The sequence below is a fragment of the Microbacterium sp. Au-Mic1 genome (assembly GCF_021341785.1).
In the GTDB taxonomy this organism is placed as follows: domain Bacteria; phylum Actinomycetota; class Actinomycetes; order Actinomycetales; family Microbacteriaceae; genus Microbacterium.
Genome location: NZ_JAJTTF010000014.1, coordinates 63894 through 86903, shown reverse-complemented (window position 1 = coordinate 86903; position 23010 = coordinate 63894). Strand labels below are relative to the sequence as shown.

The 23010-nt window shown below is 71.5% G+C and carries 19 protein-coding genes; 7 read left to right on the top strand and 12 right to left on the bottom strand.

The genetic code is table 11. The annotated features are described in order from the left end of the window. Positions 1-113: 113 nt before the first annotated feature. On the bottom strand, positions 114-1568 hold the full coding sequence (locus LXM50_RS16670; protein WP_233312599.1) for a glyceraldehyde-3-phosphate dehydrogenase: 1455 nt from the start codon (positions 1566-1568) through the stop codon (positions 114-116). Positions 1569-1828: 260 nt separating this feature from the next. Between LXM50_RS16670 and LXM50_RS16665 the strand changes: the two genes are divergently transcribed. Then, positions 1829-3154: an amidohydrolase gene (locus tag LXM50_RS16665; protein ID WP_233312598.1), complete on the top strand. Its 1326-nt coding sequence runs from the start codon at positions 1829-1831 to the stop codon at positions 3152-3154. 297 nt (positions 3155-3451) lie between these two features. On the opposite strand, the gene LXM50_RS16660 is transcribed toward LXM50_RS16665, so the two are convergent. The 9 genes from LXM50_RS16660 to LXM50_RS16620 all read right to left on the bottom strand — a co-directional run bounded on the left by LXM50_RS16660 (position 3452) and on the right by LXM50_RS16620 (position 14794). Continuing rightward, positions 3452-4435, bottom strand: a complete 984-nt coding sequence (locus LXM50_RS16660) for a methyltransferase dimerization domain-containing protein (protein WP_233312597.1) — start codon at positions 4433-4435, stop codon at positions 3452-3454. A gap of 133 nt (positions 4436-4568) precedes the next feature. After that, positions 4569-5288 (bottom strand): alpha/beta fold hydrolase, encoded by a 720-nt coding sequence (locus tag LXM50_RS16655; protein WP_233312596.1) that lies wholly within the window; start codon positions 5286-5288, stop codon positions 4569-4571. A gap of 46 nt (positions 5289-5334) precedes the next feature. After that, complete coding sequence (locus LXM50_RS16650; RefSeq protein WP_233312595.1) at positions 5335-5922, bottom strand: TetR/AcrR family transcriptional regulator; 588 nt, start codon at positions 5920-5922, stop codon at positions 5335-5337. A 68-nt stretch (positions 5923-5990) separates the two neighbouring features. Next, entirely contained in the window at positions 5991-6824 is an 834-nt protein-coding gene (locus LXM50_RS16645; protein ID WP_233312594.1) for an ATP-binding cassette domain-containing protein, read from the bottom strand. Continuing rightward, a complete protein-coding gene (locus LXM50_RS16640) occupies positions 6821-8659 on the bottom strand; it encodes a dipeptide/oligopeptide/nickel ABC transporter permease/ATP-binding protein (RefSeq protein WP_233312593.1) in 1839 nt (612 codons plus the stop codon). The genes LXM50_RS16645 and LXM50_RS16640 overlap by 4 nt, the downstream gene beginning before the upstream one ends. Then, positions 8656-9597 carry an ABC transporter permease gene (locus LXM50_RS16635; RefSeq protein ID WP_233312592.1) on the bottom strand — a complete coding sequence of 314 codons (942 nt, stop codon included), beginning with the start codon at positions 9595-9597 and terminating at the stop codon, positions 8656-8658. Before LXM50_RS16635 ends, LXM50_RS16640 begins: the two co-directional genes overlap by 4 nt. Before the next feature lie 65 nt (positions 9598-9662). Further along, a complete protein-coding gene (locus tag LXM50_RS16630) occupies positions 9663-11201 on the bottom strand; it encodes an ABC transporter substrate-binding protein (protein WP_233312591.1) in 1539 nt (512 codons plus the stop codon). Between the two features lie 237 nt (positions 11202-11438). Continuing rightward, positions 11439-13766, bottom strand: coding sequence for an arylsulfatase (locus LXM50_RS16625; RefSeq protein WP_233312590.1), 2328 nt, complete (start codon positions 13764-13766; stop codon positions 11439-11441). 71 nt (positions 13767-13837) lie between these two features. After that, entirely contained in the window at positions 13838-14794 is a 957-nt protein-coding gene (locus tag LXM50_RS16620; RefSeq protein ID WP_233312589.1) for an aldo/keto reductase, read from the bottom strand. A 134-nt stretch (positions 14795-14928) separates the two neighbouring features. On the opposite strand from LXM50_RS16620, the gene LXM50_RS16615 reads away from it, so the two are divergent. From LXM50_RS16615 to LXM50_RS16590, 6 genes are read left to right on the top strand one after another with little or no spacing between them, the layout of a single operon-like run. After that, complete coding sequence (locus LXM50_RS16615; RefSeq protein ID WP_233312588.1) at positions 14929-15648, top strand: SDR family NAD(P)-dependent oxidoreductase; 720 nt, start codon at positions 14929-14931, stop codon at positions 15646-15648. A gap of 52 nt (positions 15649-15700) precedes the next feature. Further along, a complete protein-coding gene (locus tag LXM50_RS16610) occupies positions 15701-16801 on the top strand; it encodes a zinc-binding dehydrogenase (RefSeq protein ID WP_233312587.1) in 1101 nt (366 codons plus the stop codon). 14 nt (positions 16802-16815) lie between these two features. After that, a complete protein-coding gene (locus LXM50_RS16605) occupies positions 16816-17784 on the top strand; it encodes an aldo/keto reductase (RefSeq protein ID WP_233312586.1) in 969 nt (322 codons plus the stop codon). Between the two features lie 56 nt (positions 17785-17840). Continuing rightward, positions 17841-18833 carry an alpha/beta hydrolase gene (locus LXM50_RS16600; RefSeq protein ID WP_233312585.1) on the top strand — a complete coding sequence of 331 codons (993 nt, stop codon included), beginning with the start codon at positions 17841-17843 and terminating at the stop codon, positions 18831-18833. After that, the gene (locus LXM50_RS16595) at positions 18830-19837 is read left to right on the top strand and encodes an alpha/beta hydrolase (protein WP_233312584.1); all 1008 of its coding nucleotides are present in this window, start codon (positions 18830-18832) and stop codon (positions 19835-19837) included. The genes LXM50_RS16600 and LXM50_RS16595 overlap by 4 nt, the downstream gene beginning before the upstream one ends. Further along, positions 19834-21072 carry a multidrug effflux MFS transporter gene (locus LXM50_RS16590; RefSeq protein WP_233312583.1) on the top strand — a complete coding sequence of 413 codons (1239 nt, stop codon included), beginning with the start codon at positions 19834-19836 and terminating at the stop codon, positions 21070-21072. The genes LXM50_RS16595 and LXM50_RS16590 overlap by 4 nt, the downstream gene beginning before the upstream one ends. Before the next feature lie 11 nt (positions 21073-21083). Here LXM50_RS16590 and murQ read toward each other — a convergent pair whose 3' ends face one another. Both murQ and LXM50_RS16580 read right to left on the bottom strand, forming a co-directional pair. Beyond that, a complete protein-coding gene (murQ, locus tag LXM50_RS16585; protein WP_233312582.1) occupies positions 21084-22064 on the bottom strand; it encodes an N-acetylmuramic acid 6-phosphate etherase in 981 nt (326 codons plus the stop codon). Beyond that, entirely contained in the window at positions 22054-22947 is an 894-nt protein-coding gene (locus LXM50_RS16580) for an N-acetylglucosamine kinase (RefSeq protein ID WP_233312581.1), read from the bottom strand. Before LXM50_RS16580 ends, murQ begins: the two co-directional genes overlap by 11 nt. Positions 22948-23010: the final 63 nt, after the last annotated feature.

Genomic DNA, 23010 nt, shown 5'->3' with positions numbered 1-23010 from the left:
TTCGGGGCGCCCTCTACGCAATCGGGGCGCGTCCCACCGGGAAGATCCGGCGGGACGCGCCCCAGAATGTGAAGACGGACCCCACACAGCGGGGAGCCGCCCGATGCGAGCGCTCAGCCCTGCAGCGTGACCTCGCGGCGCACCGGGAGCACGACCGGGTGGGATCCGGCCATGACCTCGAGCACGCGGATGACCTGGCTGGAGTAGCCGAACTCGTTGTCGTACCAGACGTAGAGGATCACGTCGGTGCCGTTCGCGATGGTCGCGAGACCGTCGACGATGCCGGCGCGATGCGAGCCGACGAAGTCGGTGGAGACGACCTCGGGAGATTCCACGTAGTCGATCTGCTGGCGCAGCTTCGAGTGCAGCGACACGCGGCGCAGGTAGTCGTTGATCTCGGCCTTCTCGGCGGGGCGCTCCAGCGTCAGGTGCAGCACGGCGAGCGACACGTCCGGGGTGGGCACGCGGATCGCGGACCCGGTGAGCTTGCCGGCGAGCTCGGGAAGCGCACGGGCGACGGCCTTCGCGGCACCGGTCTCGGTGATGACCATGTTAAGCACGGCGGAGCGGCCACGGCGGTCGCCGGAGTGGAAGTTGTCGATGAGGTTCTGGTCGTTCGTGAACGAGTGCACCGTCTCGACGTGACCGCGCACGATCCCGTACGCCTCATCGACCGCCTTCAGCACCGGCGTGATCGCGTTCGTCGTGCAGGATGCGGCGGAGAGGATCCGGTCGGCGTCCTCGATGGTGTCGTGGTTGATGCCGTGCACGATGTTCTTCAGCTCGCCCTTGCCCGGCGCGGTGAGCAGCACGCGTGCCACGCCGGTCGACTCCAGATGGCGGCTGAGGCCGGCCTCGTCTCGCCAGCGGCCGGTGTTGTCGACGACGATCGCGTCGTGGATGCCGTAGGCGGTGTAGTCGATCGTCGCCGGGTCGTTGGAGTAGATGACCTGGATCCGGGTGCCGTTCGCGATGAGCTGCGAGTTCTCCTCGTCGACGTCGACGGAGCCCTCGAAGCGGCCGTGCACGGAGTCGCGCAGCAGCAGCGACGCACGCTTGACGAGGTCGTTCTCGGCGCCCTTGCGCACGACGATCGCACGCAGGCGCAGCCCGCTGCCGCCGCCCGTGTGCGCGATGAGGATGCGGGCGAGCAGACGCCCGATGCGGCCGAAGCCGTAGAGCACGACGTCGGTGGGCTCGGCGGCGCCGGAGGACTCCCCGAGCGCCGGGGCGAGCTCGGCGCGCAGCCGCTCGAGAAGGGCCGCGTCATCGCCCTCCACCTTCTCGACCAGCCGGCCGACGTCGAGCGATGCGGCCGAAGGCGCCAGCTCGCGCAGCGCCTCGAGCACGGCGAGGGTGTCCTCCAGGGCGAGCTCGTCGTGGCCGAGGGCGGCGACGCGCTCGTGCACCTCGAGGATCTCCGTGGTGGACAGGCCCAGCAGACGGTGCCCGTGCAGCGACGTCACCACGTCACGATCGCGGTTCAGCCCGCCGATCAGCGGGATCATCCGCTCTGCGAGTTCTTCTCTGGCCTTCCAGTCGTCGCGGCGCGCGGCGAAGTCGTTCATCAGCGTCCTTGCAAGCAGATGCGCCAGGGGTCGGTGGCGCGGAATCGGGAGGGGCGGATCCGCCCTCTTCCAGGGTAGGCGTCGGCGAAGCCGCGACTCGGCCGATCCGGAGCGCAAGAACAGCCGTTCTTTGCTCTGGACGCAAGCGCTCGATGCGCTTCACGCGTTTCGGGGAGCAATGTTTGCCGTCCTGACGCCCAGAACGCGACGAACATCGCTCCTCGAAACCCGAGGGTCCTTTCGTCTACACTAGTGGAATAATGACTGCAACTCCCCTCGGCGACGACGCCGACCTTCTCCTGCACGGCGGACGGATCCGCACCCTCGATGCGCACGGATCCGTCGTCGATGCGCTCGCGATCCGCGACGGACGCGTCATCGCCGTCGGGGCGGACGCCCGCGCACTCAGCGCGGCCCAGACCCTTGACCTCGACGGTCGCACCGCCATCCCCGGCGTGAACGACGCGCACCTGCATGCCGCCTGGCTCGGCGCGCGCTGGCCTCACCTGTTCTTCTCCGACGGACCGGCGCACGAGCAGCCGTCCGGCCGGCTGGTGCGCACCGACGCCGACCGTCGGGACGCCCTGCGCAACGCGTGGCGCCTGCTCGCCGAGCTCGGCATCACGAGCTACACCGAGCCCGGGATCGGACCGGGCGAGGACGCGGGCGAGACGGGATGCTTCGGCACCGCGATGATGGACGCCTATCTCGACCTGCACCGCGCGGGCGCCCAGACCGCGCGCGTCACGCTGTTGCGCCTGTTCGGAGAGCTCGACGGCACGGCCGACCTGGCCGCTTTCGAACACGGGATCCGCGCACCCAAGCCGGACACCGACCCGCGCTGGCTCGCCGTCACCGGCGTGAAGATCTTCGCCGACGGGATCCCTCCGATGAGCACCGCCTGGGTCAGCGAGCCGTATCCCGACGGCACGTCGGGCGAACTGCTGCCCCAGGGTGCCGCGGGGGCGCTGCACGCCTACCGACGCATGATCACCCTCGCCATCGAGCAGGGCGAGCAGGTCGTGGTGCACGCCACGGGCGACCGGTCGATCGAGGAGTTCCTGCGGGTGCTCGAGGCGCACCCTCGCGCCGCCACCGCGCCGCACTACGTCGTACACGCCGACCTCGCGACGCGCGCGCAGATCGAGCGCATGCGTGCCGTCGGCGCCGGGTTCGCCGTGCAGCCGCTGATCGCCGAGCACACCCGCGCGTGGGCGGGGATGCAGCTGGGACCGGAGCGCGCCGCTGCCGCCTGGCCGCTGCACGCGATGATCGCCTTGGGCGCCCTCACCACGATCACCAGCGACGCTCCGATCGCGACCCCGGACTGGCGCATCGGGCTCGATGCGTCGCTCGTCCTGCTCGGCCGCGACGACGCGGAGACCCGTGCGGCTCTGCTGCGCAGGATCACCGTCGACCCGGCACAGCAGGACGGGGCATCCGCCTGGAAGGGCTCCCTCGATGTCGGCAAGGTCGCCGACATCACGGTGCTGGACGAGGATCCGGCCGAACCCGGACGCGCGTTCGCCGGGATCGGCATCGCCCGCACGATCGTCGACGGCCGGACGGTGTTCGCGCGGGGCTGATCCCCGGCTCCGCGCCGGGCCGTGACGCGTCGAGTGCACCGTATCCTGCCGAACGCACGGCTTCGTCATGCGCACGAGCCGTGCACTCGGCGGCTTCCCGTGCACTCGGCGCCCCTCTCCAGTCTCTCGCGGCTCGGCGCGCCTCACGACGTCCCGCGGCGCTGATCCCCCGCGCGGGAAAGGGGCGGGCGACGTGTCCGCTCGTCGCCCGCCCGAGGATCCGGTCCCGTCCGCGAGAGCCGGATCCTGCTGCGCCAACTCGCCGCGCACAGGAGCCGGGGCGAGGCAGCGCCGCTCTCACACCGCCGTGGCGATGAGCACCCGCGGGCTCGCCGGGAGGGCGATCTTCTCGCGCACGTCCCAGCCCGCGTCTTCGAGCCAGCCGCGCACCTGCGCCTCGGGGTAGACGATGGTGCCGTCGATCACGAGGTACTCCCCCGCGTGCAGGGCATCGATCGCGCGCTGAGACGCATCGTCGTCGAGGAAGAAGTCGAGCACGGTCAGGGTGGCGCCCGGAACCGCCGCGGCCCGGAGGTTGCGGAAGATCTGGGCGTTCTCCTCGGCGGAGAAGCGGTGGATTACGTGATTCGCGAGCACCGCGTCGTAAGCGCCCTGCGGCTGCGTGGTCGCCGTGTCGCCGATCTCGACCGCGGTGCGGTCCGCCACACCCGCCGCCTCGACCGCCTCCGCCACGCCGCCCTCGAACCCGGGGGCGTAGAGGAACGTGGTGCGCAGGCCCGGGTTGCGCCGCATCGCCTCGAGCGCGAAGCCCGCCGACAGGCCGCCGAAGTCCAGCGCGTTCGTCGCGGCCGAGAGGTCGACGAGGCGACCGAACTCCTGCGCGTGCAGGGCGTTGTACGTCATGACGCCGGCCATGAACGTTCCCCAGCGGGCGTCGTCCATCTGCAGGTCGCCGGGCTCGGTCGTGTCGACGGTGTGTGCGAACTGCAGCCAGTGCGGGTAGCTGATCTCGCCGAGGAAGGTGAGGAACGGCGCGAGGTCGAGGGCCGAGGCGTCACCGGCCAGGTAGGCGGCGGCGTCCGGCTCGAGCGCGTAGCGGCCCGCGGTGCGGGTCAACAGGCCCTTGCCCGCCATCGCGTCGGCCAGGATGCGCGCGACGCGGTCGCTCACGCCGGTACGCTCGGCGATGGCCGGGACCGTGTCGGCGCCGTCCGCGATCGCCGCGAACAGGCCGATCCGGCTCGCCTCGAAGAGCTGCTTCGAAGCCATGTAGCCGGTCGCGATGTCCAGGATCCGCGCGGCGTCGGGGGTGGTCGTCATGTGTCATGCCTTTCGTGTTTCTACGATTGTAGGAATTAACAGGTAGGGGTGTCCAGGGGAATGTCAGGGAACCGCGTTTCGTCTCGGGCGCCTCCGGCGTCCTCGCTCAACGGCCCCGGCAGGGCACCCGGACTCAGGCCAGGAAGTCCGCCACCGCGGCGCGGAACTCCGGGGCGTGCAGGGCCGCGAGGTGATCCCCGGGGACGCGCCCGACACGGGAGTCCGGCACGGCCGCCGCGAGCACGTCGATGCCCTGCGCCATCGGGTCCTCGGTCCCGCCGAGCAGCAGCACGGGCTGCGCGGGCGCTTCGGCGGCCGGGTCGAACGGCTCGGACGCGAGCCCCTCGATGAGATCGAGCAGCGCCTCGGGGCGGTTCCCGGGCAGCGTGGTCATCCCCAGGATCATGCCGGTGATCGGATCCGCCGGCGCCGGTCCTCCGGCGAGCGCGGTGCGCGCCGCGGGCAGGTCGACCATCGCGAACGGCTCCATCGGGCTGAGCCCGCCGAGCACGAGACGGCGCACCGCGACGGCGGGGTGCCCGGCGAGCGCCCAGGCCAGACGCGCGCCCAGCGAGTAGCCGACGACGTCGATCTCCTCCCCCGGTGCGGCCGTGGCGACGGCGTCCGCGAGCAGATCGACCACGCGCGAGGTGCTGAGCACTCCGGCCGCGGGGCTGTCCCCGTGCGCGGGCAGATCCACGAGCACGGCCGGGCGATCCGCAAGGACCGGCCCCCACTCCGCGGCAAGCCAGTCGAGCCGGGCGCGCGATGCGAAGCCGTGCAGGAACAGGACCGGCCGACCGGTCCCCTTCCGACGGACGACGGACAGGGCGATCTCGGGTGCGCCGGTCATCGGGCGCCCTCCTCTCGATGAAGCGTGGAGGCCGCCCGGAAGCCGGTCAGCGCAGCCGCGCGAGGAACTGGTCGATGTAGGCCTGATAGTCGGGGATGCGATCGCCCTCGGGATACATGAGGTTGATCACGGTCGCCCCCACCGCGACGGAGATGAACTCGTTCGCCATCGCGATGTAGTCTTGGTCGCGGATCGCGCCGGCATCCCGCGCGGCCTCCATCCGCTCCACGAGCATGGATCTCCAGCGCGCCAGGTGCACCTGGTAGAGCTCGGCGAGCGACTCGTTCGACATGGCGTACTCCCAGAGGGCGAGCAGGACACGCCCGCTGGCGATCTCGTCGCGTCCACTCGGAAGAGTGCCGACCAGCACTTGCCGCAGCATCTCCTCCGCATCGAGTTCGGCCGAGATCGACGCCTGCAGCCACAGATCGTGCTCGTGCAGCACGGTCTCGAACGTCGCCGCGACGATGCTCTCCTTGCCCGGGAAGTAGTGCTTCAGGGCGCCGTTCGCGAAGCCCGCCTCGGCGGCGATGCTGCGCATGGTCGCCGCTTCGAACCCGCCCTTGAGGATGATCCCCTTGGCGACCTCGACGATCTCCCGACGACGCTGATCGTGATCGATGATCTTCGGCATGGGTTCCTTCCGACGTGGCGTCCGGCGACGGCGCGCACCTGGGCGCGGACGTGCGGAATCGCTGCCTGCTACCGTACCGGGGCATCCGCGGCCTCGCGCAGCGCCAGCCATTCGGCACGGCGCGTCCTCTGCTTCACGGGGTCGGCGACCGGGGAGGCCAACCGCAGGCGTTCGGCATAGGGGTGCCGCGGCGAGCGGGTGATCTGCTCCCCCGCCCCGGTCTCGACGATCTCGCCGTGGTACATCACCGCGACGCGGTGGCACACCCGGCGCACGACGCCGAGGTCGTGCGAGACGAACAGGTAGGAGACGCCCGTGTCGCGCTGCAGCTCGATGAAGAGGTCCAGGATCGTCGCCTGCGTGGTGAGGTCCAGGGCGCTGACGGGCTCGTCGCACACGATCAGGCGGGGGCGGCGCACGAGAGCCCGGGCGATGGCGATGCGCTGACGCTGACCGCCGGAGAACTCGCTCGGATAGCGGTCCATCGCGGTCTCGGGCAGGCGCACCCGGTTGAGCATCTCCCGTACCCGCGCCTGCGCCTCGGATCCGCCCAGTCCGCTGGTCAGCAGCGGCTCGGACAGGATGTCGCCGATGGTCATCGCCGGGTTCAGGGATCCGTACGGATCCTGGAACACGACCTGCACGTCGGCGGCGAGCGCGCGTCGCTCCGCGCGGCCGAGGGACGTGATGTCCCTGCCGTCGAAGCGGATGCTCCCGCCGGTCACGGGTGCGAGGCCGAGGATGGCCTTGCCGAGCGTGGACTTGCCGGATCCGGATTCGCCGACGAGACCCATGCACTCCCCGGGCGCGACGTCGATCGAGACGCCGTGCAGCGCGCGGAACGCCGACCGGCCGCGGCCGTACTCGACGACCAGGTCCTGCACTTCCAGCAGCGCCGTCATGCGCGCACCTCCGTCGTGTTCTTCGTGCCGGCGGCCTCGTGATCGGCCGCGTCGAGTCCTGCGCGCCCGCCGGCGTCGAGCTCCGCCCGCCCGGCCGCATCGTCGAGGGACGCTGCGATGAGCTCCCGCGTGTACGGCTGCTGCGGGTGGGCGAACAGCGGATCCACGTCGCCCTGCTCGACGATCTCGCCGCCGCGCATCACGATCACGCGGTCGCAGATGTCGGCGACGACGCCGAAGTTGTGCGTGACGATGAGCAGTGCCATGCCGTACTCCTGCTGCAGCTCGCGCAGCAGCTCGAGCACCTCGGCCTGCACGGTGACATCGAGCGCGGTGGTGGGCTCGTCGGCGATGAGGATCGACGGCCGGCCCGAGATCGCGCCGGCGATGAGCACGCGCTGCGCCATGCCGCCCGAGACCTGGTGCGGATAGCTGCGCAGGACCCGGTCCGGATCCGCCAGCCCCACCCGCAGCAGCACCTCGCGCGCCCTGGCCTTCGCATCGGCGGCGCTCATGCCGTGCACGCGGCGCAGCGGCTCGGTGAGCTGGTGGCCGATCGTGTACGACGGGTCGAGGTTGCTCATCGGCTCCTGCGGCACATAGCCGAGCTCGCGGCCGAGCAGGGCCTGGCGCTGCTTCGGCGTCGCCGTCGTGACGTCCTCACCGGCGATGCGGATGGCGTCGGCGGTGCTCGCGCCGCTCGCGGGCAGCAGGTCGAGCACGGAGAAGACGGTCTGCGACTTGCCGGAGCCGGACTCGCCGACGATCCCGACGACCTCGCCGGGGGCGACGTCGAGCGTCACGCCGTGCACGACCTCGACGACGCCGTTCGGCGTCGCGTGGCTCACCCGCAGGTTCTCCACGCGCAGTGCGGATCCCTCCACCGCGTGCCGCACGGTACCCGTCGCGGGAGTGGCGGCGGCCGCGGCGTCCGTGGCCGCAGCGCGGCGGCGGCGCAGCCGCGGGGTGCGCACCTGGGCCAGTTCGGCGAGGGTGGAACCCATGATCGCGAGCACCGCGATCGTCAGGCCGAGCGCGACCGAGGGCCACAGCAGCATGAGCGGATAGGTGAGCATGAGGCGGAAGCCCTCGAGCATCATCGCGCCCCAGCTGGGCACGTTCGAGTCTCCGATGCCGAGGAACTGCAACCCGGCCTGCATGCCCATCGCCATGCCCGCGGTGAGCGCCGTCTGGATGATGACGGGCGGGTAGACGGCGGTGACGACGTGCCGGGAGATGATCCGGGCATCGGAGAGGCCCGACACCCGCGCCGCATCGATGTACGGCTCCTCGCGCACGGTCATGGTCTGCGACCGGGCGATGCGGAAGTAGCCCGGCACCATGAACACGCCGACCGTGACCATGAGCAGCTCGAAGTTGTTGCGGCTGCCCGCGGCGACCACGAGCAGGATGATCATGCCCGGAATCGACTGCAGCGCGTCGCTGACCCACATCGCGATCCGGTCGAACGCGCCACGGAAGTACCCCGCGGCGACGCCGGAGGGGACGCCGATCACGACCGCGGTCACGATCGTGATGAGCGCGCCCCAGATCGTGACGCGCGTCCCGTAGATGAGCCGGCTGAGGATGTCGCGCCCGGTCGAGTCGGCGCCGAGCAGGTGCGCGGCGGACGGCGGCGCCTTGGCGGCGGCGAGGTCGACGAAGTTCGGATCCATCGGGGCGAGCAGCGGGGCGAAGACGCCCACGAGCACGATGAGGACGAAGATCCCGAGCGGGATGTACCCGCCGGGGTGACGGAGGAACCGGCGGAACAGGCCGGAGCGGCGGCGCTGCCTGGCGCGGTCGAACGCGACGCGGATGTCGGTGGTGGTCATGCGACGCGCACCTTCGGGTTGATCCAGCCGAGCACGAGGTCGAGCAGGAGGTTGATGATCACGACGAAGACGATCGACACCACCGTGATGCCGAGGAGCATCGGGATGTCGCCGTTCTGAGAGGACTGGTTGGTCAGCATGCCGATGCCGGGGAGGCTGAAGATCTGCTCCACCACGATGGCGCCGCTGAGCAGGCCGACGAACATGAGGGCGATGACGGTGAGCGCTGCCGGCGAGGCGTTGCGGAGGATGTGCAGGTTCACCCTGGCCGGCGACAGACCGCGACTGCGCAGGGTGCGCACCCAGTCCTGACGGCTCTGCGCGATCACGGCGTTGCGCAGCTGCTCCGAAACGGCGACCACGCCGCCGAGCGCGAGCGAGATCGCGGGGAGCGTGAGCGAGCGGATCCATCCGTCGACGGACTGCGACGGCTGCACGTAGCCGACCGCGGGGAACCACTTCAGCTGCACCGCGAACCACATCACGAGGACGAGGCTCACCCAGAAGCCGGGGAGGGCGAACAGGACGACGGACACGCCCTTGAGGATCCGGTCGAACCAGGTCCCGGGGCGCAGACCCGTGATCATGCCGAAGGCGATGCCGAGCACCGCCGTGATGAGCGTCGCGAAGGTGACGACGGAGAGGGTCACCGGGACCTTGATGGCGAGCTGGGCGCCCACGGGCTGGAAGTTGCGCCAGGAGGATCCGAAGTCGCCGGTGACGAGGTGCGAGAACCAGTCCCAGAACTGCACCAGCAGCGGACGGTCGATGCCGATCTTCGTCGCCAGCGCGGCCTGCTGCGCGGGGCTCGCGGTGGTGCCCAGAAGCGCAGCGGTCGGATCCTTGATCGCCAGGTGCGCGAGGAAGAACGTCGCGACGGAGACGACCACGAGCAGCACGATGCCGGACAGCAGCCGCTTCGCGGTGAACAGGAGCATGAGGACCTCTCGGGGGGTGAGGAGGAACGGGGGCCCGACCTACGACGGGTCGGGCCCCCGGGGCGTCAGCCCTTGGTGATGTAGCGCAGCGTCGGGAACATCATGCCGATGACGGGCTGGACCTTGATGCCGGACACCGAGTAGTAGGTGTTGTCCGCCTGGTACCAGACCGACCACCAGGCCTGGTCGACCAGGGCCTTGTTCAGGTCCTTGATCGCCGCCGTCTGGTCGGCGCCCTTGGTCTCCTGGACCTTCTTCACGAGCGGCGCGAGGACCGCGTTGCTCGCGTAGTCGGGTGCCGGGTTGAACCACTGCTTGGAGGTGACCTGCCGGGCCACCGTCGCCACCTCGTTGCCGTCCATCGCGAGGAACGAGATGAACATCGGGTAGTTCGGCGCGTTCAGCTGGTAGTCGGGCATCTGCATGTTGTCCCAGGTGACCTTGACGCCGATCGCGGTCAGCGCCTGGTCCGCGGCGGGCTTCCACTGCTCGAACACCGGCGACATCGGCATCGAGATGTCGAACCCGTTCGGGTAGCCGGCCTCGGTGAGGAGCTGCTTCGCCTTGTCCACGTTGTACGCGTACTGCTTGTTGAGCGAAGGGTCGTTGATCGAGCCGCCGTCCGGGAACACCTGGTTCGTCGCGGCGCCGGCGCCGCTGCCGACGGCCTTGAGGATCGCGGCGCCGTCGAAGGCGTAGTTCAGCGCCTGACGGACCTTGAGGTCGCCGAGCGCCTTGTTCTTCGCGCCGGTGTGATCGGTGATGACGAGACCGGCCCAGCCGGAGACCCGCGAGACCGTGTTCCAGCCCTGCTGCTGGGCCGCGTCCTTGTTCGTGATGTCGCCGTACTGCACGTTGATCTGGCCGCTGAGCATGGCGTTCTGGCGCGCCGTGGCGTCCATGATCGGGAAGATCGCGAGGTTCTTGAACGAGTACGCCTTCGCGTCCCAGTAGCCGGGGACCTTCGTGAAGTGGTACTCGGATCCGGCGACGCTCTTCGCGCCGTCCAGCGTGTAGGGGCCGGAGCCGACCGGCTGCTTGCCGAGCGTGCCCGCGGCGATCGCCTTGGGCGACATCACGTAGCTGCGGCCGAGTCCCATGAAGTAGAGGATCGTGTCGTCGCGCTGCGTGAGGTTGATCTTGACCGTGTGGTCGTCCACCGCCTCGAAGGACGACACGTTCGTGTAGGCCTCGCCGGAACGGGCGCCCGCCTTGAGGTAGTCGAGGCTCTTCACGACCGCGTCGGCGTCGACCGGGGTGCCGTCGCTGAAGGTCCCGCCCTTGTGCAGGGTCAGGGTGATGCTGAGGTCGTCGGAGGCCACCTCCCACTTCTCCGCGAGGGCGGGGACCGGCTTGCCGTCCTTGTCGAGGGCGACCAGGGCGTCGTAGACCGCGGACAGGTACGGCCCGTCGAAGCCGATGTCGGCCAGGGCCGGATCCCAGGACGTGACGTCCAGGAAGTTGCCGATGTTGAGGTCGTCGGGGGCGTTCGCGACAGCGGCGGCGTCGCTCGTCTGCGTCGTGGCGCCTCCGCCGCCGGAGCAGCTGGTGAGGGCGAGGACCGCGGCCACGGCCGCGGCGATCGCGAGGGGCACTCGTTTCATGGTTCCTTCTCTCGGTGCGGGTTGAGGTGAAGAAGGGTTCGAAGGGCCTTCGGCCGCGCTCCGGGGAGCCATACCGACGTCACTCCGATGTGTCGTTGCGTTTAGTCTACATGTGTGGAAAAAGAACGCAAGCGGTTCTTCTCACGGGACGGACCGAATCCATGACCCTGCGCGAATCACCCTTGTCCGAGCGCGCAGAGCTGTCGCTCGTGCGGCTCGGACGCAGGCGAATCGCGCTCAGTCCGCGACCCGCGCGACCTCGCGGTCGATCTCGCGCAGCTCCGTGACGTCGTGGGCCGAACGCGCGCCGGGCAGGTAGTGGACGGCGAGCTCGGGCCCGTCGAACCGGTAGCTGCGATGCTTCTCGTACAGCTCCCAATCGACGGGACCGCCGTAGTCGTATCCCACGCTGATCCCCGTGAAGGGTGCCATTCCCAGCAGCATCGGCACCGACGGGATCCGCAGGCCGGCCGCGCCGTCGACCTCGAGCTCGACGCTCCAGCGCAGATCGTCCTGCTCCGCCATCCTCAGCACGAGGCGATGCGCGCCCGGCGCGAGCGCCGCGCCGCGGGCGCGATGCATGCGCCCGTAGGCGTTGTAGGACACGAGCGGCGCGCCGTCGTCGATCGCGACGAGGTATCCACCGCCCTGGTCGCCGTGCGCGAGGAGCACGCCGGCGGAGTCGCCCGTGGTGCGCACGTCGATGCGCACCTCGAAGGACCTCAGCACCGTCAGGGCGGCCGAGCGGTAGCGCTCGAGCGGAGGCCGGTAGGGCGAGAGCGTGACGGGATCACCCAGCGGGCGCTCGGTCGCGGGCCGGATCCGGTGCAGGGATCCGTCGTCGTCGAGCGGGAAGACCGCGTTCGCCCACGCCTCCTCGCGCCAGCGCTCGGCGAGCAGTGCAGCGCGCTCCCCGTGCTCCGCCGCGAGGTCGCGCGTCTCGGTCGGGTCCTCCGCGAGGCGGTAGAGCTCCCAGGCCCCGCCGGCCGCGCCCTGCTCCCGGGTCGGCGGCGTCGTGGAGATCGCCTTCCAGCCGTCGTCGATCAGTGCGCGACTGCCGAAGCACTCGAAGTACTGGGCCGGTCTCCCCGGCGCCCTCGGGTCGCTCAGCAGGTCGACGACGCTGCGGCCGTCGCTCGGCACGGACTCCTTCCCGTGCCGGCGGTCCAGCCGCGGAGTCCCGGTCAGGTCGAGGATCGTCGGGGCGAGGTCCGACACGAAGACGAACTGGTCGCGCAGCCCGGCCGCCATCCGCGCCGGCGCGGCGGGCCAGGACAGGATGAGCGGGGCGTGCACCCCGCCCTCGTAGAGCGATCCCTTGAAGGAGCGGAACGGCGTGTTCGAGACACGCGCCCAGCCGGCGGGATAGTGCGCGAACAGCCGCGGACCGCCGATCAGGTCGACCTCGCGCGGCTCGTCGGGCACCCACCCCTCCGGATCCGGCCCCATCCTCCCGAACTGGGCGAAGTAGCTGCGGGTCCCGCGCGGACCGCCCTCCGCGGTGCCGCCGTTGTCGCTCGCGACCACGACGATGGTGTTCTCGCGCTCACCGCGCTCCTCGAGGTGCGCGAGCAGCCGGCCCAGGCTCTGGTCGACCTCGTCCACGGCCGCGGCGTAGACCTCCATGTATCGCGCGAACAGCTCCCGCTCCGCGTCGTCGAGATCGTCCCAGCGCGGGATGCGCGCCTCGTCCGCGAGTGCACCCTGCGGCAGCGCCGCGTCGCCCGCGACGATGCCGCGTTCGCGCTGCCGGGCGAACCGCTCGTCGCGCAGCGCGTTCCACCCGGCCTCGTAGCGGCCGCGGTACTTCGCGATGTCGGCCTCCTTGGCCTGGATCGGCCCGTGCACGGCCGTATGCGCGAAGTAGAGGAAGAACGGTTTGGCCGCGTCGTTCGCGCGCAGGTCATCGATCATCCCGATGGCGCGGTCGGTGAGGTCGTCGGTGAGGAAGTACCCGTCGGGGAACTCCGGCACGTCCACGACGGAGTTGTCCTGCACGAGTCGATGCGGGTGGTGCAGCGAGGTGAACCCGTCCATCGATCCGAAGTAGCGGTCGAAGCCGCGCTGCAGCGGCCACGACGACCGGTCCGCACCGTCGTGCAGCCGGGAGTCGACGGTGAGATGCCACTTGCCGACCATGAACGTCGCGTACCCGCCGGCCCGCAGCGACTCGGCGAGGGTGGGGGCGTCCTCGGGCAGCGTGCACGAGAACCCCGGATAGCCCGGGTCCGTGTGGGCGACGAGGCCGAAGCCGGCCCGGTGCGGGTTCAGCCCGGTCAGCAGGGCGGCGCGTGCGGGTGAGCACAGCGGCGCGGTGCGGTAGTTCGTGAAGGTCCACCCCTCCTCGGCCAGCCGATCGATGTGCGGGGTGTCGATCTCGCCGCCGAACGGGCCGAGGTCGCTGAAGCCGAGATCGTCGATGAGGACCACGATCACATTCGGCGCCCCCGGTGCCGCGCTCGGCTGCGGCGGCCACCACGGCTCCGACTCCGACGTGAACTCCCCCACGCGTCCCCCGAACCCGCGGAAGGCGGAGGAGGGCGCCGTCTCGTCCTGAACATCCATGCTGCGTGCTCCTCGTCCCTCGGACCCGTTCTCGTTCTCGTCCCGGTGGCGTGCGGAGCCCGCCACCGCGTTCACCATGCTCCGTCGTCGCGCACGTCGACGTCGGCCTGCAGCCCGGCAAGCGCCTCGCGCACCTCGGCCCCGCGCTCGGCGACGAGCGCGAGCGCCGCGTGATTCTGCTCGAGCTGCCCGAGCCGGGAGGCGCCGAACAGCACGTTCGCCGCCGCCGGATGGGTGAGGCAGAACGCGATGCCGAGTGCCGCGGGCGTCACCCCGAAGTCGTCGGCGATGCGGGCGACCTCAGGGTACAGCGCGAGGATGCGCTCGCGGATGCCGCCCACGTCGGCGCCGATCTTGCGCTGCGGCGCGAGGCCGGTCGCGAGGATTCCGCCCTCGAATACGTCCGAGGCCTGCAGCGCGAGCGTCCCGTCCGCGAAGAGCGGGCCGTAGGACGCACCCTCCGCCATCGCGCGCCGGGCGATGCCGTACTTGAGCTGGGCGAACGACGGCCCGACGAGTCCCGTGTCGGCCGCGGTGACCAGGGCCGCCCTCGTGTGCCCGATCCGCCAGTTGTTGATCCCCCAGCCTCCGACGAGGCCATCCGCGATGAGCTCGTTCACGTCGGCGACGATGCGGGCGACGTCGGGCGCGTCCAAGTAGTCGCCGACGACGAGGGTGTCGAAGCGGTCGAGGCCCGCGCGCTCCAGGCTCTCGACGAGCTGGGCGCGGAAGGACTGGTTCGGCCAGTCCCAGAGCCAGAGCTTGCCGCACAGCACGATCCGGCTCCGCTCGACCCCGCTCGCCCGCAGGGCCTCGCCGAACAGGATGTCGGTGCGGGAGTTCTCGGCGTGCGGACCCATGTTGTAGTACGCGACGTCGAAGAACCCGGCGTCGAGTTCGACGGCGCGGCGGATCATCGCCACGGCGTCGTCGGGATCCATCCGATCCCAGGTGTTCCAGGATCCCAGCGCGAGCGGTGGGACGGCGAGCCCGCCGAGGGCGCGGTGCGGAAGTGTCGACGCTGACATGAGTACTCCTTGCTCTGCGGGCGTTTCGTCTCGGGCGGCTTCGCCGTCCTCGCTCAACGACCAGGGGGATCCCGGGTTGCGTTTTTCTATGCTTGTAGAATATAACGGAGATGCCCCGTCAGAGAGGACGTGAGATGACCATCTCCCCCCGCCGCATTCTCATCACCGGAGGAGCCTCCGGGCTCGGCCGCGGCATCGCCGCCGCCTTCCGCGAGGCCGGAGACGAGGTGATCATCGGCGACGTGAACGCCGACGCCGCGGCCGCGGTGGCCGCGGAGCTCGACGCCACCGCACTCGCGCTCGACATCTCCGATCCCGCCTCGGTCGCCGCGGCGGGAGACTCGCTCGGCACCATCGACGTGCTCGTCAACAACGCCGGCGTCGTGCTCGGCGGCGGCACCCAGCAGCAGGTCCCGCTCGAGGTCTTCGACGCCGCCGTCGCCGTGAACATCCGCGGCACGTTCCTCATGCTCCGCGAGTTCGCCCCGCGCCTGCCCGACGGCGGCGCGATCGTGAACACCTCGTCGATCGGCGGGCGCCAGCCCACGCCCGGCATGGGGCACTACGAGATGACCAAGGCCGCCGTCGACGCGATGACCCGCACCGCCGCGATCGAGCTGGCGGGACGCCGGATCCGCGTGAACGCGGTCGCGCCCGGCCCGATCCTCACCCCGCTCACCGCCGGCTTCGCGACCGACCCCGAGGCGCGCGCCGCCTGGGAGGCACGGATCCCGCTCGGCGCGATCGCCGAGGTCGAGCAGGTCGCGCCGCTCGTCGTCTTCCTCGCCGGCCCCGCCGCGAGCCACATCACCGGCGTCTCCGTCCCCGTCGACGGCGGCCAGCTGCTCGTCTGACCCCGCCCCGGCCCAGGGTCCGATCACCCCTTCAGATCCCGGAAGGATCCGCATGACCATCCCCACCACCACCCGCGCGGCCGTGCTCACGGAGCACGGCCAGCCCCTCACCCTGCAGGATCTGCCGCTCCCGGCCGAGGTCGCGCCCGGCGCCGCCCTGGTGCGGATCGCGGTGTCGACCCTGTGCGGCACCGACATCGAGATCTGGGAGGGCAAGATGACCTTCCCCGGCATGCTGCCGATGGTGCTCGGCCACGAGATGGTCGGCGAGATCGTCGCCCTCGGCGACGGCACCGTCGACGCCCTCGGCCGGCCGCTGCACGTCGGCGACCGGATCGGGTGGTCCGAGTCGACCTGCGGCGAATGCTACGGCTGCGTCGTGCTGCGAGAGCCCGTGCACTGCTCCCGCCGCGGCTACGGCTTCCTGCAGCGCTCCGACGTGCCGCCGTTCGCGACCGCGGGCCTCAGCGAGTACGCCTACGTCACGCCGGGGGCGGCGAAGCTGCTGCTGCCCGATGCGGTGAAGGACACCTGGGCCTCGATGGCCGGCTGCGCGGCGAAGACCGTGCTGCGCGCGTTCGAGCGCGGCGGGCGGATCCGCCCGGGATCCACCGTCGTGGTGCAGGGCGCCGGAGCCCTCGGCATCTTCGCGACCGCGGTGGCGAAGATCGCCGGCGCCGGGCGCGTGATCACGGTCGGAGCCCCGGCGGCGCGGCTCGAGCTCGCCGCCCGGTTCGGCGCGGACGCGGTCGTGGACTACCGAGAAGGCCCCGTCGTGGCACAGGTGATGGAGCTCACGGACGGCCGCGGCGCCGACCACGTGTTCGACTTCGCGGGCGCGCCGAGCGTCGGGCCGGACGCCGTCGGCATGACCGCCCCGCGCGGCACCGTCGTGATCGTCGGATCCACCGGTCCCGTCGGAGACGCCTTCCCCGTGAGCGCCCTCATGGGCAAGGAGCTGACCATGGTCGGCTCGCTCAACGGCGACATCGCCGACTACGCCCGCTCGATCGACTTCTTCCAGGCCTTCTCCGACCGCTACCCGTGGGACGAGCTGTTCAGCGCCCCCGTCGGACTCGCCCAGGCCTCCAAGAAGATCGCGAACATGCACCACCTCGATGAGGTCAAGGCCGTCATCGACCCGCGCCTGTGAAGGAGACCGCGACCATGAACGCAGAGACCCCGACCCTCCCCCGCCGCGAGATCGGCACGAGCGGCATCCGCGCATCGCTGTTCTCGCTCGGTTCCTGGCACACCTACGACCGCATGGACTTCGGCGACGCCACGGCGATGCTCCGCGAGGCCGTCGACCGCGGCGTGAACCTCTTCGACGTCGGCGTCTACACCGGGCCCGGCATGCCGCCCGCGTTCACGGACGTCATCTTCAGCGCCATGGTGCGGGCGGCGGGTCTGCGCCGCGACGAATGGCTGCTGTCGTCGAAGCTGTGGCTCGAGGCGTTCGGCGCGGACGGCTTCCGACCGCAGCTCGAGAACGCCCTGTTCCGCGTCGGGGCCGAGCACGCGGATCTGGTGATCCTCGGCGACCTGCGCAGGGACGACCTGGAGCTGCGCGACCTCGTGCTCGATCTCGCCCGCCTCGCCGACGACGGCCTGATCCGCGCCTGGGGCGTGAACAACTGGTCCGCCGGATCCATCCAGCGGCTCATCGACATCGCGTCCGCCGAGGGCGTCCCCGGACCGCAGATCGCGCAGCTGAAGTACAGCGTCTCGCGCCGCTCCATCCCGGACGGGGCGCCGTTCGCGCGTCTCTGGGAGCAGGGGCTGGCCCTGCAGGCCTCGGACTGCCTGGAGGGCGGCGTGCTCGCCGGCAAGGTGAACGGCGACCGGCAGATCGGCCGGGATCCGGGCGACGTCCGGCAGCGAATCATCGACGACGTGCCCGCCTTCACGGCGCTCGCGGAGTCGCTCAACGTCACCCCGGCGCAGCTCGGGATCGCGTTCACCCTCACGCACCCCGCCCTCGTCACGACCCTCTTCGGCGCGTCGAGCATCGCGCAGCTGCGTGCGAACCTCGACGCCGCCGCGCTCGTCGACCGCGTCGGGGCCGCCGAGCTGCGCCGGCTCGTCGAGCCGTTCTGGGCCGATCGCGACGTCGTCGACCCCGAAGGTCCCTGACTCCCCGCCGCCCCCTCGGGCCAGAGCCTCCCGCACAACCTGAAAGGCAGCACCGCATGACCGTCACCGCCGCCGGCTATCCGACCGTGACCCCCGTCCCGTTCGACCCCGAGGTGCAGATCGTGCTCGACGCGATCGCGCAGAACCCGCAGCCCGCGCTGACCCGGGACACGCTCCCCCGCGAAGGCACGGACACGATGTTCCCCGACAACGACACGGTGATCGCCGGGCGTCCGATCGACTGGGAGGACCGCGTGATCCCGGGTCCTGCCGGGGCGCCCGACATCGAGATCACGATCTTCCGGCCTCGTGGCGCGGCCGGATCGCTCCGCCCCGGGTTCGTCAACATCCACGGCGGCGGCCAGATCGTCGGGCACCGCAGCTGGGAGAGCGGCCGCGTGGTCGACATCGTGGCGGAGCACGGCGCGGTCGCGGTCAACGTCGAGTACAGGCTCGCACCGGAGCACCCCTCCCCGGCCGGGCTCGAGGACTGCTACGCCGCGCTGCTCTGGCTACACGCCCACGCCGCGGAGCTCGGCGTCGACGCCGACCGGATCATCGTCGGCGGCGGCAGCGCGGGCGGCTGCCTCGCCGCCGGCGTCGCCCTGCTCGCCCGCGACCGGCAGGGGCCCGCGCTGGCCGGGCAGCTCCTGCTGTGCCCGATGCTCGACAACACGAACACGACCGTGTCGAGCCTGCAGTACGACGGCATCGGCACCTGGCAGCGCGAGGCGAACCTGCTCGCCTGGTCGTGCCTGCTCGGCGAGGACCTGGCGTTCAGCCCCGAGGCCTCCGGCTACGCCGCGCCGACCCACGCCGCCGACGTCTCGCGCCTCGCCCCGGCGTTCATCGAGGTCGGCGAGGCGGAGATGTTCCGCGATGAGGACACCCAGTACGCGCTGCGGATCTGGGCCACGGGCGGACAGGCCGAGCTTCATGTCTGGGGCGGCGGCGCGCACGGCTTCGACATGTACATGCCCGATGCCGAGATCTCGCGCGCCGCGCTGGCCGCGCGGGCCAGCTGGCTGCGCCGGATCTGGGGCGCATGATGGCCGCGAGCGAGACCGCGATCGGATCCGTCGCCCCCGTGCCCTACGACCCCGAGCTCGTCGACGGGCTCGCGGCGTTCCTCGACCTCGTCGAGATCATCCCGCTGCGCGCCGACACGATCCTCGCCAACCGCGCGCACTTCGCGACGATCATCCCGCCGATCGCGGTGCAGGCCGAGGGCAGGGCCGTGACCTTCGAGGACCGGTCGATCCCCGGCCCTGCGGGCGCCCCCGACGTCGAGATCACGATCGTGCGCCCCGCGGCCCCCACCCCGGATCCGGCCCCCGCCGTGCTGTCCATCCACGGCGGCGGCATGGTGCTCGGCACCCGCTTCTTCGGCACGCCCGAGCTCATCGACCTCGCCGAGCGGCACGGCGTCGTGGGCGTCGCGGTCGAGTACCGCCTCGCCCCGGAGCATCCCGGTCCGGCACAGGCGGAGGACTGCTACGCGGCGCTGGAGTGGATGGCCGCGCACGCCGGCGAGCTCGGGATCGACCCGGCGCGCATCGTCGCCTCCGGGCAGAGCGCCGGCGGCGGCCTCTCCGCCGCGGTGGCCCTTCTCGCCCGCGACCGCAACGGCCCGCGGCTCGCCGGCCAGCTGCTGGGCTGCCCCATGCTCGACGACCGCAACGAGACCGTGTCCGCTCGGCAGTACGACGGCATCGGTGCCTGGGACCGCAACAACAACGACACCGCCTGGACCGCGATCGCCGGCGGGGACCGGTTCACCGACCTGGTGTCGCCGTACACGGCGCCGGCCCGCGCGACCGATCTCGCCGGCCTCCCCCCGGCGTACATCGAGGTCGGGGCGGCCGAGACGTTCCGCGATGAGGCCGTCGACTACGCCTCCCGGATCTGGGCCACCGGCGGGCAGGCCGAACTGCACGTCTGGGCCGGCGGCTACCACGGGTTCCACGGCTTCTCCCCCGACGCCGTGGTGTCGGTCGCCGCGAACGCGGCACGCGAGAGCTGGCTGCGCCGCGTGCTGCGGCTCGACGGATGAGCGGGGTGCTCGCCCGCCCCCGCATGAGCACGCTGCGCGCGATGCTCGTGCTCGGCCTGCTGGAGGCGTTCGGCCCGCTGTCGATGGACCTGTACCTGCCGCAGCTGCCGCAGCTCGCCACAGCACTCGGCACGAGCGACGCGCTGGCGCAGGCCACGATGTCGGCGTGCATGGTGGGCCTCGGACTCGGCCAGCTCGCCGCAGGGCCGCTCAGCGACCGCTTCGGCCGGCGCCGTCCGCTCCTGGTGGGCGTCTCGGCCTTCGCGGTGCTGTCGCTCGTGTGCGCGATCGCTCCGGGGATCGAAGTGCTCCTGATCGCTCGCTTCCTGCAGGGACTCGCCGGATCCGCCGGCATCGTGATCTGCCTCGCCATCGCCCGCGACCAGTTCGCGGGCGCAGAGCTCAGCCGCATGCTGTCGCTGCTGTTCCTCGTCTCCGGGGCCGCCCCGGTGGTCGCGCCCGTCGTCGGCGGCCAGCTGGCACGGATCATGGACTGGCGCGGGATCTTCGGCGTGCTCGCAGGGATCGGCGTCGCCCTCCTGCTGGTCGTGCTCCTCGCGCTCCCCGAGACGCTCGAACCCTCCGATCGTCACGCGGGCGGCGTTCGAGAGCTCGGCGCGCACACCGGCGCGGTCCTGCGGGATCGCCTGTTCCTCGCGGTGCTGTGCGCGGGGGCCGGCGGCGGTGTGGCGTTCTTCACCTACCTGTCGATGACCTCGTTCGTGCTGCAGGATGAGTTCGGGCTGGATCCGCAGGGGTTCAGCCTCGCCTTCGCACTCGGCGCGCTCGCGAACATCGCGGGCAGCCAGGCGAGCCGGCTGATCGTGCGCCGCACCGGCCCGCTGCGCGTCTACCTGCTGGGTGTCACCGCGACGGCGATCGCCACCGTCGTCCTCGCGACGCTCGCCCTGCTCGGTGCAGGTGTCTGGGGATTCGCCGCGGCGCTCGTCGGATTCATGCTCTGTGCGGGTCTGGGAGGTCCGAACTCGTCGGCCCTCGCGCTCGCGCATCACGGAGCCCGCGCCGGCACGGCCTCCGCCCTGCTCGGCATGTCGACGTTCCTGGTCGGGCCGCTGCTGTCACCGCTCGCCGTCGGCATCGGCGGTGCGAACGCGGTGACGATGGGCGTCACGATGGCTGCCGCCGCACTCGTGGCGGCGTTGATCGCGTGGTTCGCCGTGCGCCCGGCCGCGCGCCAGACGGTGGAGAGCACGCCGGCGCCTCCGGCGCGCTGACCCCTGGGGATTCAGCCGAGCGCGGCGATCGCGTCGCGGAGGATCCCGTCCGAGGCCGCGAGCGCCGGTGCGGCGACCTCCGCAGAGGCGCCCGTGAAGAGCACGAGCAGGGCGAGCTTGACGGATCCCCCGGCCTCGGTCAGCGCACGCACCGCGTCATCCTGCGCCGCACCGCTGAGCTGAATGAGCGTGCGCACCGACCGGGCCCGCAGTTTCTCGTTCGTGGCCTGCAGGTCGACCATGACGCCGCGGTAGGTCTTGCCGAGGCGGATCATCGACAGCGTGGAGAGCATGTTCACCACGAGCTTCTGCGCCGTACCGGCCTTGAGCCGGGTGGATCCCGTCACGAACTCGGGACCCACGACGACCTCGATCGGCACGTCGGCGGCGGCGCCGATGGCGGATCCGGCGTTGGCGGCGATGGCGACGGTGAACGCACCCGCCTCTCGCGCGTAGGCGAGTCCGCCGAGCACGTAGGGGGTGCGCCCCGAGGCCGAGATCCCGACGACGGTGTCGTTCTCGCCCAGTCCGAGCGCGCGCAAGGACTCTGCCGCGGCGCGGTCGTCGTCCTCGGCGTTCTCCACGGCGTCGCGGATCGCCGTCTCACCGCCGGCGATGATGCCGACGACCATTCCCGGATCCGTGCCGAACGTGGGCGGGCACTCGGAGGCATCGAGCACTCCGACGCGACCCGCGGTTCCCGCGCCGATGTAGATCAGCCGTCCGCCGCGCCGGAAGCGCTCGGTGATGCCGTCGACGGCCTCGACGATCCGCTCGGCCTGAGCCGCGATCGCCTCCGGCACGCGCCGGTCCTCGGCGTTCATCGCCCGCACGAGGTCGAGCGTCGGCAGCAGATCGAGATCGCCCCGGGAGGTGTCGGCCTGTTCGGTGGACAGGTGCGACAGCTCTCCGATCAGCGCCGCGAGGCGGGCGTCGTCGGTCGCGGCGGCAGTGGCCGGAACGGCCTCGTCGGGCAAGCTCTCATTCGGCACGGTGCACGAACCTTTCGTGGAGAGGGGCGCGCCCCTCGGCGATCATGGCGGCGCCGTCGAGCGCATCGCCACGGGCGGGGACAGCTTCGAGTCCGCGGGCTGCGAGCGCGGACTCGACGGCGGCGCGGAATCCGTCATGCCTGGTCAGCCCGCCGTGCAGTGCGACCAGGGAGGACCCACCGGACGCGGCGAGCGCGGTCTCGGCGAGCAGCCGGGCTGCTTCATCGCGGATCCCGCAGGCGGCCGCATCGCCCTGGTCGGCGGCATCGAGCACGGCAGGCGCGAAGGTCGCCAGCAACCGGGCCGGTGCCGCAGCGCCGCCCACCCAGGCGATCGGCGACGTCCCGTCGCCGATGAGCAGGGTCAGCACGTCCGTCAGCACGGTCTCCGGCGCCAGCCCGTCCCTGGCACGGAGCACGGCCCGCACACCCTCGCGACCGAGCCAGGACCCGCTTCCGAGGTCCCCGAGATCCGGACCCCAGCCGTCCACGCTGCGATGCGCATCGGCCGTGACGCCGAGGCCGACCGCGCCCGTGCCTGCGATGAGCAGCACACCCGCCTCCCCGCCGAGAGCGCCGACGTGCGCGGTGACCACGTCGGATGCGACGGCGACGGGCGCGCCGCGGTCCTCGGCGATCGCGCGCGCGAGCGCATCGGCCTCGGCCGCCGCGTACATCGCTCCGGCCGCGCCCACGCCGATCCGCGACGGGCGGACGTCGGCTAGCAGCGGCAGGATCGAGGCCAGAGCCAGCGCCACACCGTCGCGGGCCGCCAGTCCCGGCGCGCCCCCGCCCTCGCGGCGCATCCCGTCCCCGTCGTTCGTCAGCCGAGCGCGGCACAGCGATTTACCCAGGTCGATCGCAGCCGTGCCGGAGAAGGTCATGCATCAGAATGTACGGGATCCGAACGATACGCGGGAAGCCGGGCCGCGAGGCGCCGCCTGCAC

What these genes read in the sequence shown, in the direction of transcription:
- LXM50_RS16665 (WP_233312598.1), top strand. Translation starts at nt 1,829, where the DNA reads ATGACTGCAACTCCCCTCGGCGACGACGCCGACCTTCTCCTGCACGGC.
- LXM50_RS16635 (WP_233312592.1), bottom strand. Translation starts at nt 9,597, where the DNA reads ATGCTCCTGTTCACCGCGAAGCGGCTGCTGTCCGGCATCGTGCTGCTC.
- LXM50_RS16645 (WP_233312594.1), bottom strand. Translation starts at nt 6,824, where the DNA reads ATGACGGCGCTGCTGGAAGTGCAGGACCTGGTCGTCGAGTACGGCCGC.
- LXM50_RS16660 (WP_233312597.1), bottom strand. Translation starts at nt 4,435, where the DNA reads ATGACGACCACCCCCGACGCCGCGCGGATCCTGGACATCGCGACCGGC.
- LXM50_RS16595 (WP_233312584.1), top strand. Translation starts at nt 18,830, where the DNA reads ATGATGGCCGCGAGCGAGACCGCGATCGGATCCGTCGCCCCCGTGCCC.
- LXM50_RS16630 (WP_233312591.1), bottom strand. Translation starts at nt 11,201, where the DNA reads ATGAAACGAGTGCCCCTCGCGATCGCCGCGGCCGTGGCCGCGGTCCTC.
- LXM50_RS16615 (WP_233312588.1), top strand. Translation starts at nt 14,929, where the DNA reads ATGACCATCTCCCCCCGCCGCATTCTCATCACCGGAGGAGCCTCCGGG.
- LXM50_RS16655 (WP_233312596.1), bottom strand. Translation starts at nt 5,288, where the DNA reads ATGACCGGCGCACCCGAGATCGCCCTGTCCGTCGTCCGTCGGAAGGGG.
- LXM50_RS16650 (WP_233312595.1), bottom strand. Translation starts at nt 5,922, where the DNA reads ATGCCGAAGATCATCGATCACGATCAGCGTCGTCGGGAGATCGTCGAG.
- LXM50_RS16620 (WP_233312589.1), bottom strand. Translation starts at nt 14,794, where the DNA reads ATGTCAGCGTCGACACTTCCGCACCGCGCCCTCGGCGGGCTCGCCGTC.
- LXM50_RS16670 (WP_233312599.1), bottom strand. Translation starts at nt 1,568, where the DNA reads ATGAACGACTTCGCCGCGCGCCGCGACGACTGGAAGGCCAGAGAAGAA.
- LXM50_RS16580 (WP_233312581.1), bottom strand. Translation starts at nt 22,947, where the DNA reads ATGACCTTCTCCGGCACGGCTGCGATCGACCTGGGTAAATCGCTGTGC.
- LXM50_RS16625 (WP_233312590.1), bottom strand. Translation starts at nt 13,766, where the DNA reads ATGGATGTTCAGGACGAGACGGCGCCCTCCTCCGCCTTCCGCGGGTTC.
- LXM50_RS16600 (WP_233312585.1), top strand. Translation starts at nt 17,841, where the DNA reads ATGACCGTCACCGCCGCCGGCTATCCGACCGTGACCCCCGTCCCGTTC.
- LXM50_RS16605 (WP_233312586.1), top strand. Translation starts at nt 16,816, where the DNA reads ATGAACGCAGAGACCCCGACCCTCCCCCGCCGCGAGATCGGCACGAGC.
- LXM50_RS16640 (WP_233312593.1), bottom strand. Translation starts at nt 8,659, where the DNA reads ATGACCACCACCGACATCCGCGTCGCGTTCGACCGCGCCAGGCAGCGC.
- LXM50_RS16610 (WP_233312587.1), top strand. Translation starts at nt 15,701, where the DNA reads ATGACCATCCCCACCACCACCCGCGCGGCCGTGCTCACGGAGCACGGC.
- LXM50_RS16590 (WP_233312583.1), top strand. Translation starts at nt 19,834, where the DNA reads ATGAGCGGGGTGCTCGCCCGCCCCCGCATGAGCACGCTGCGCGCGATG.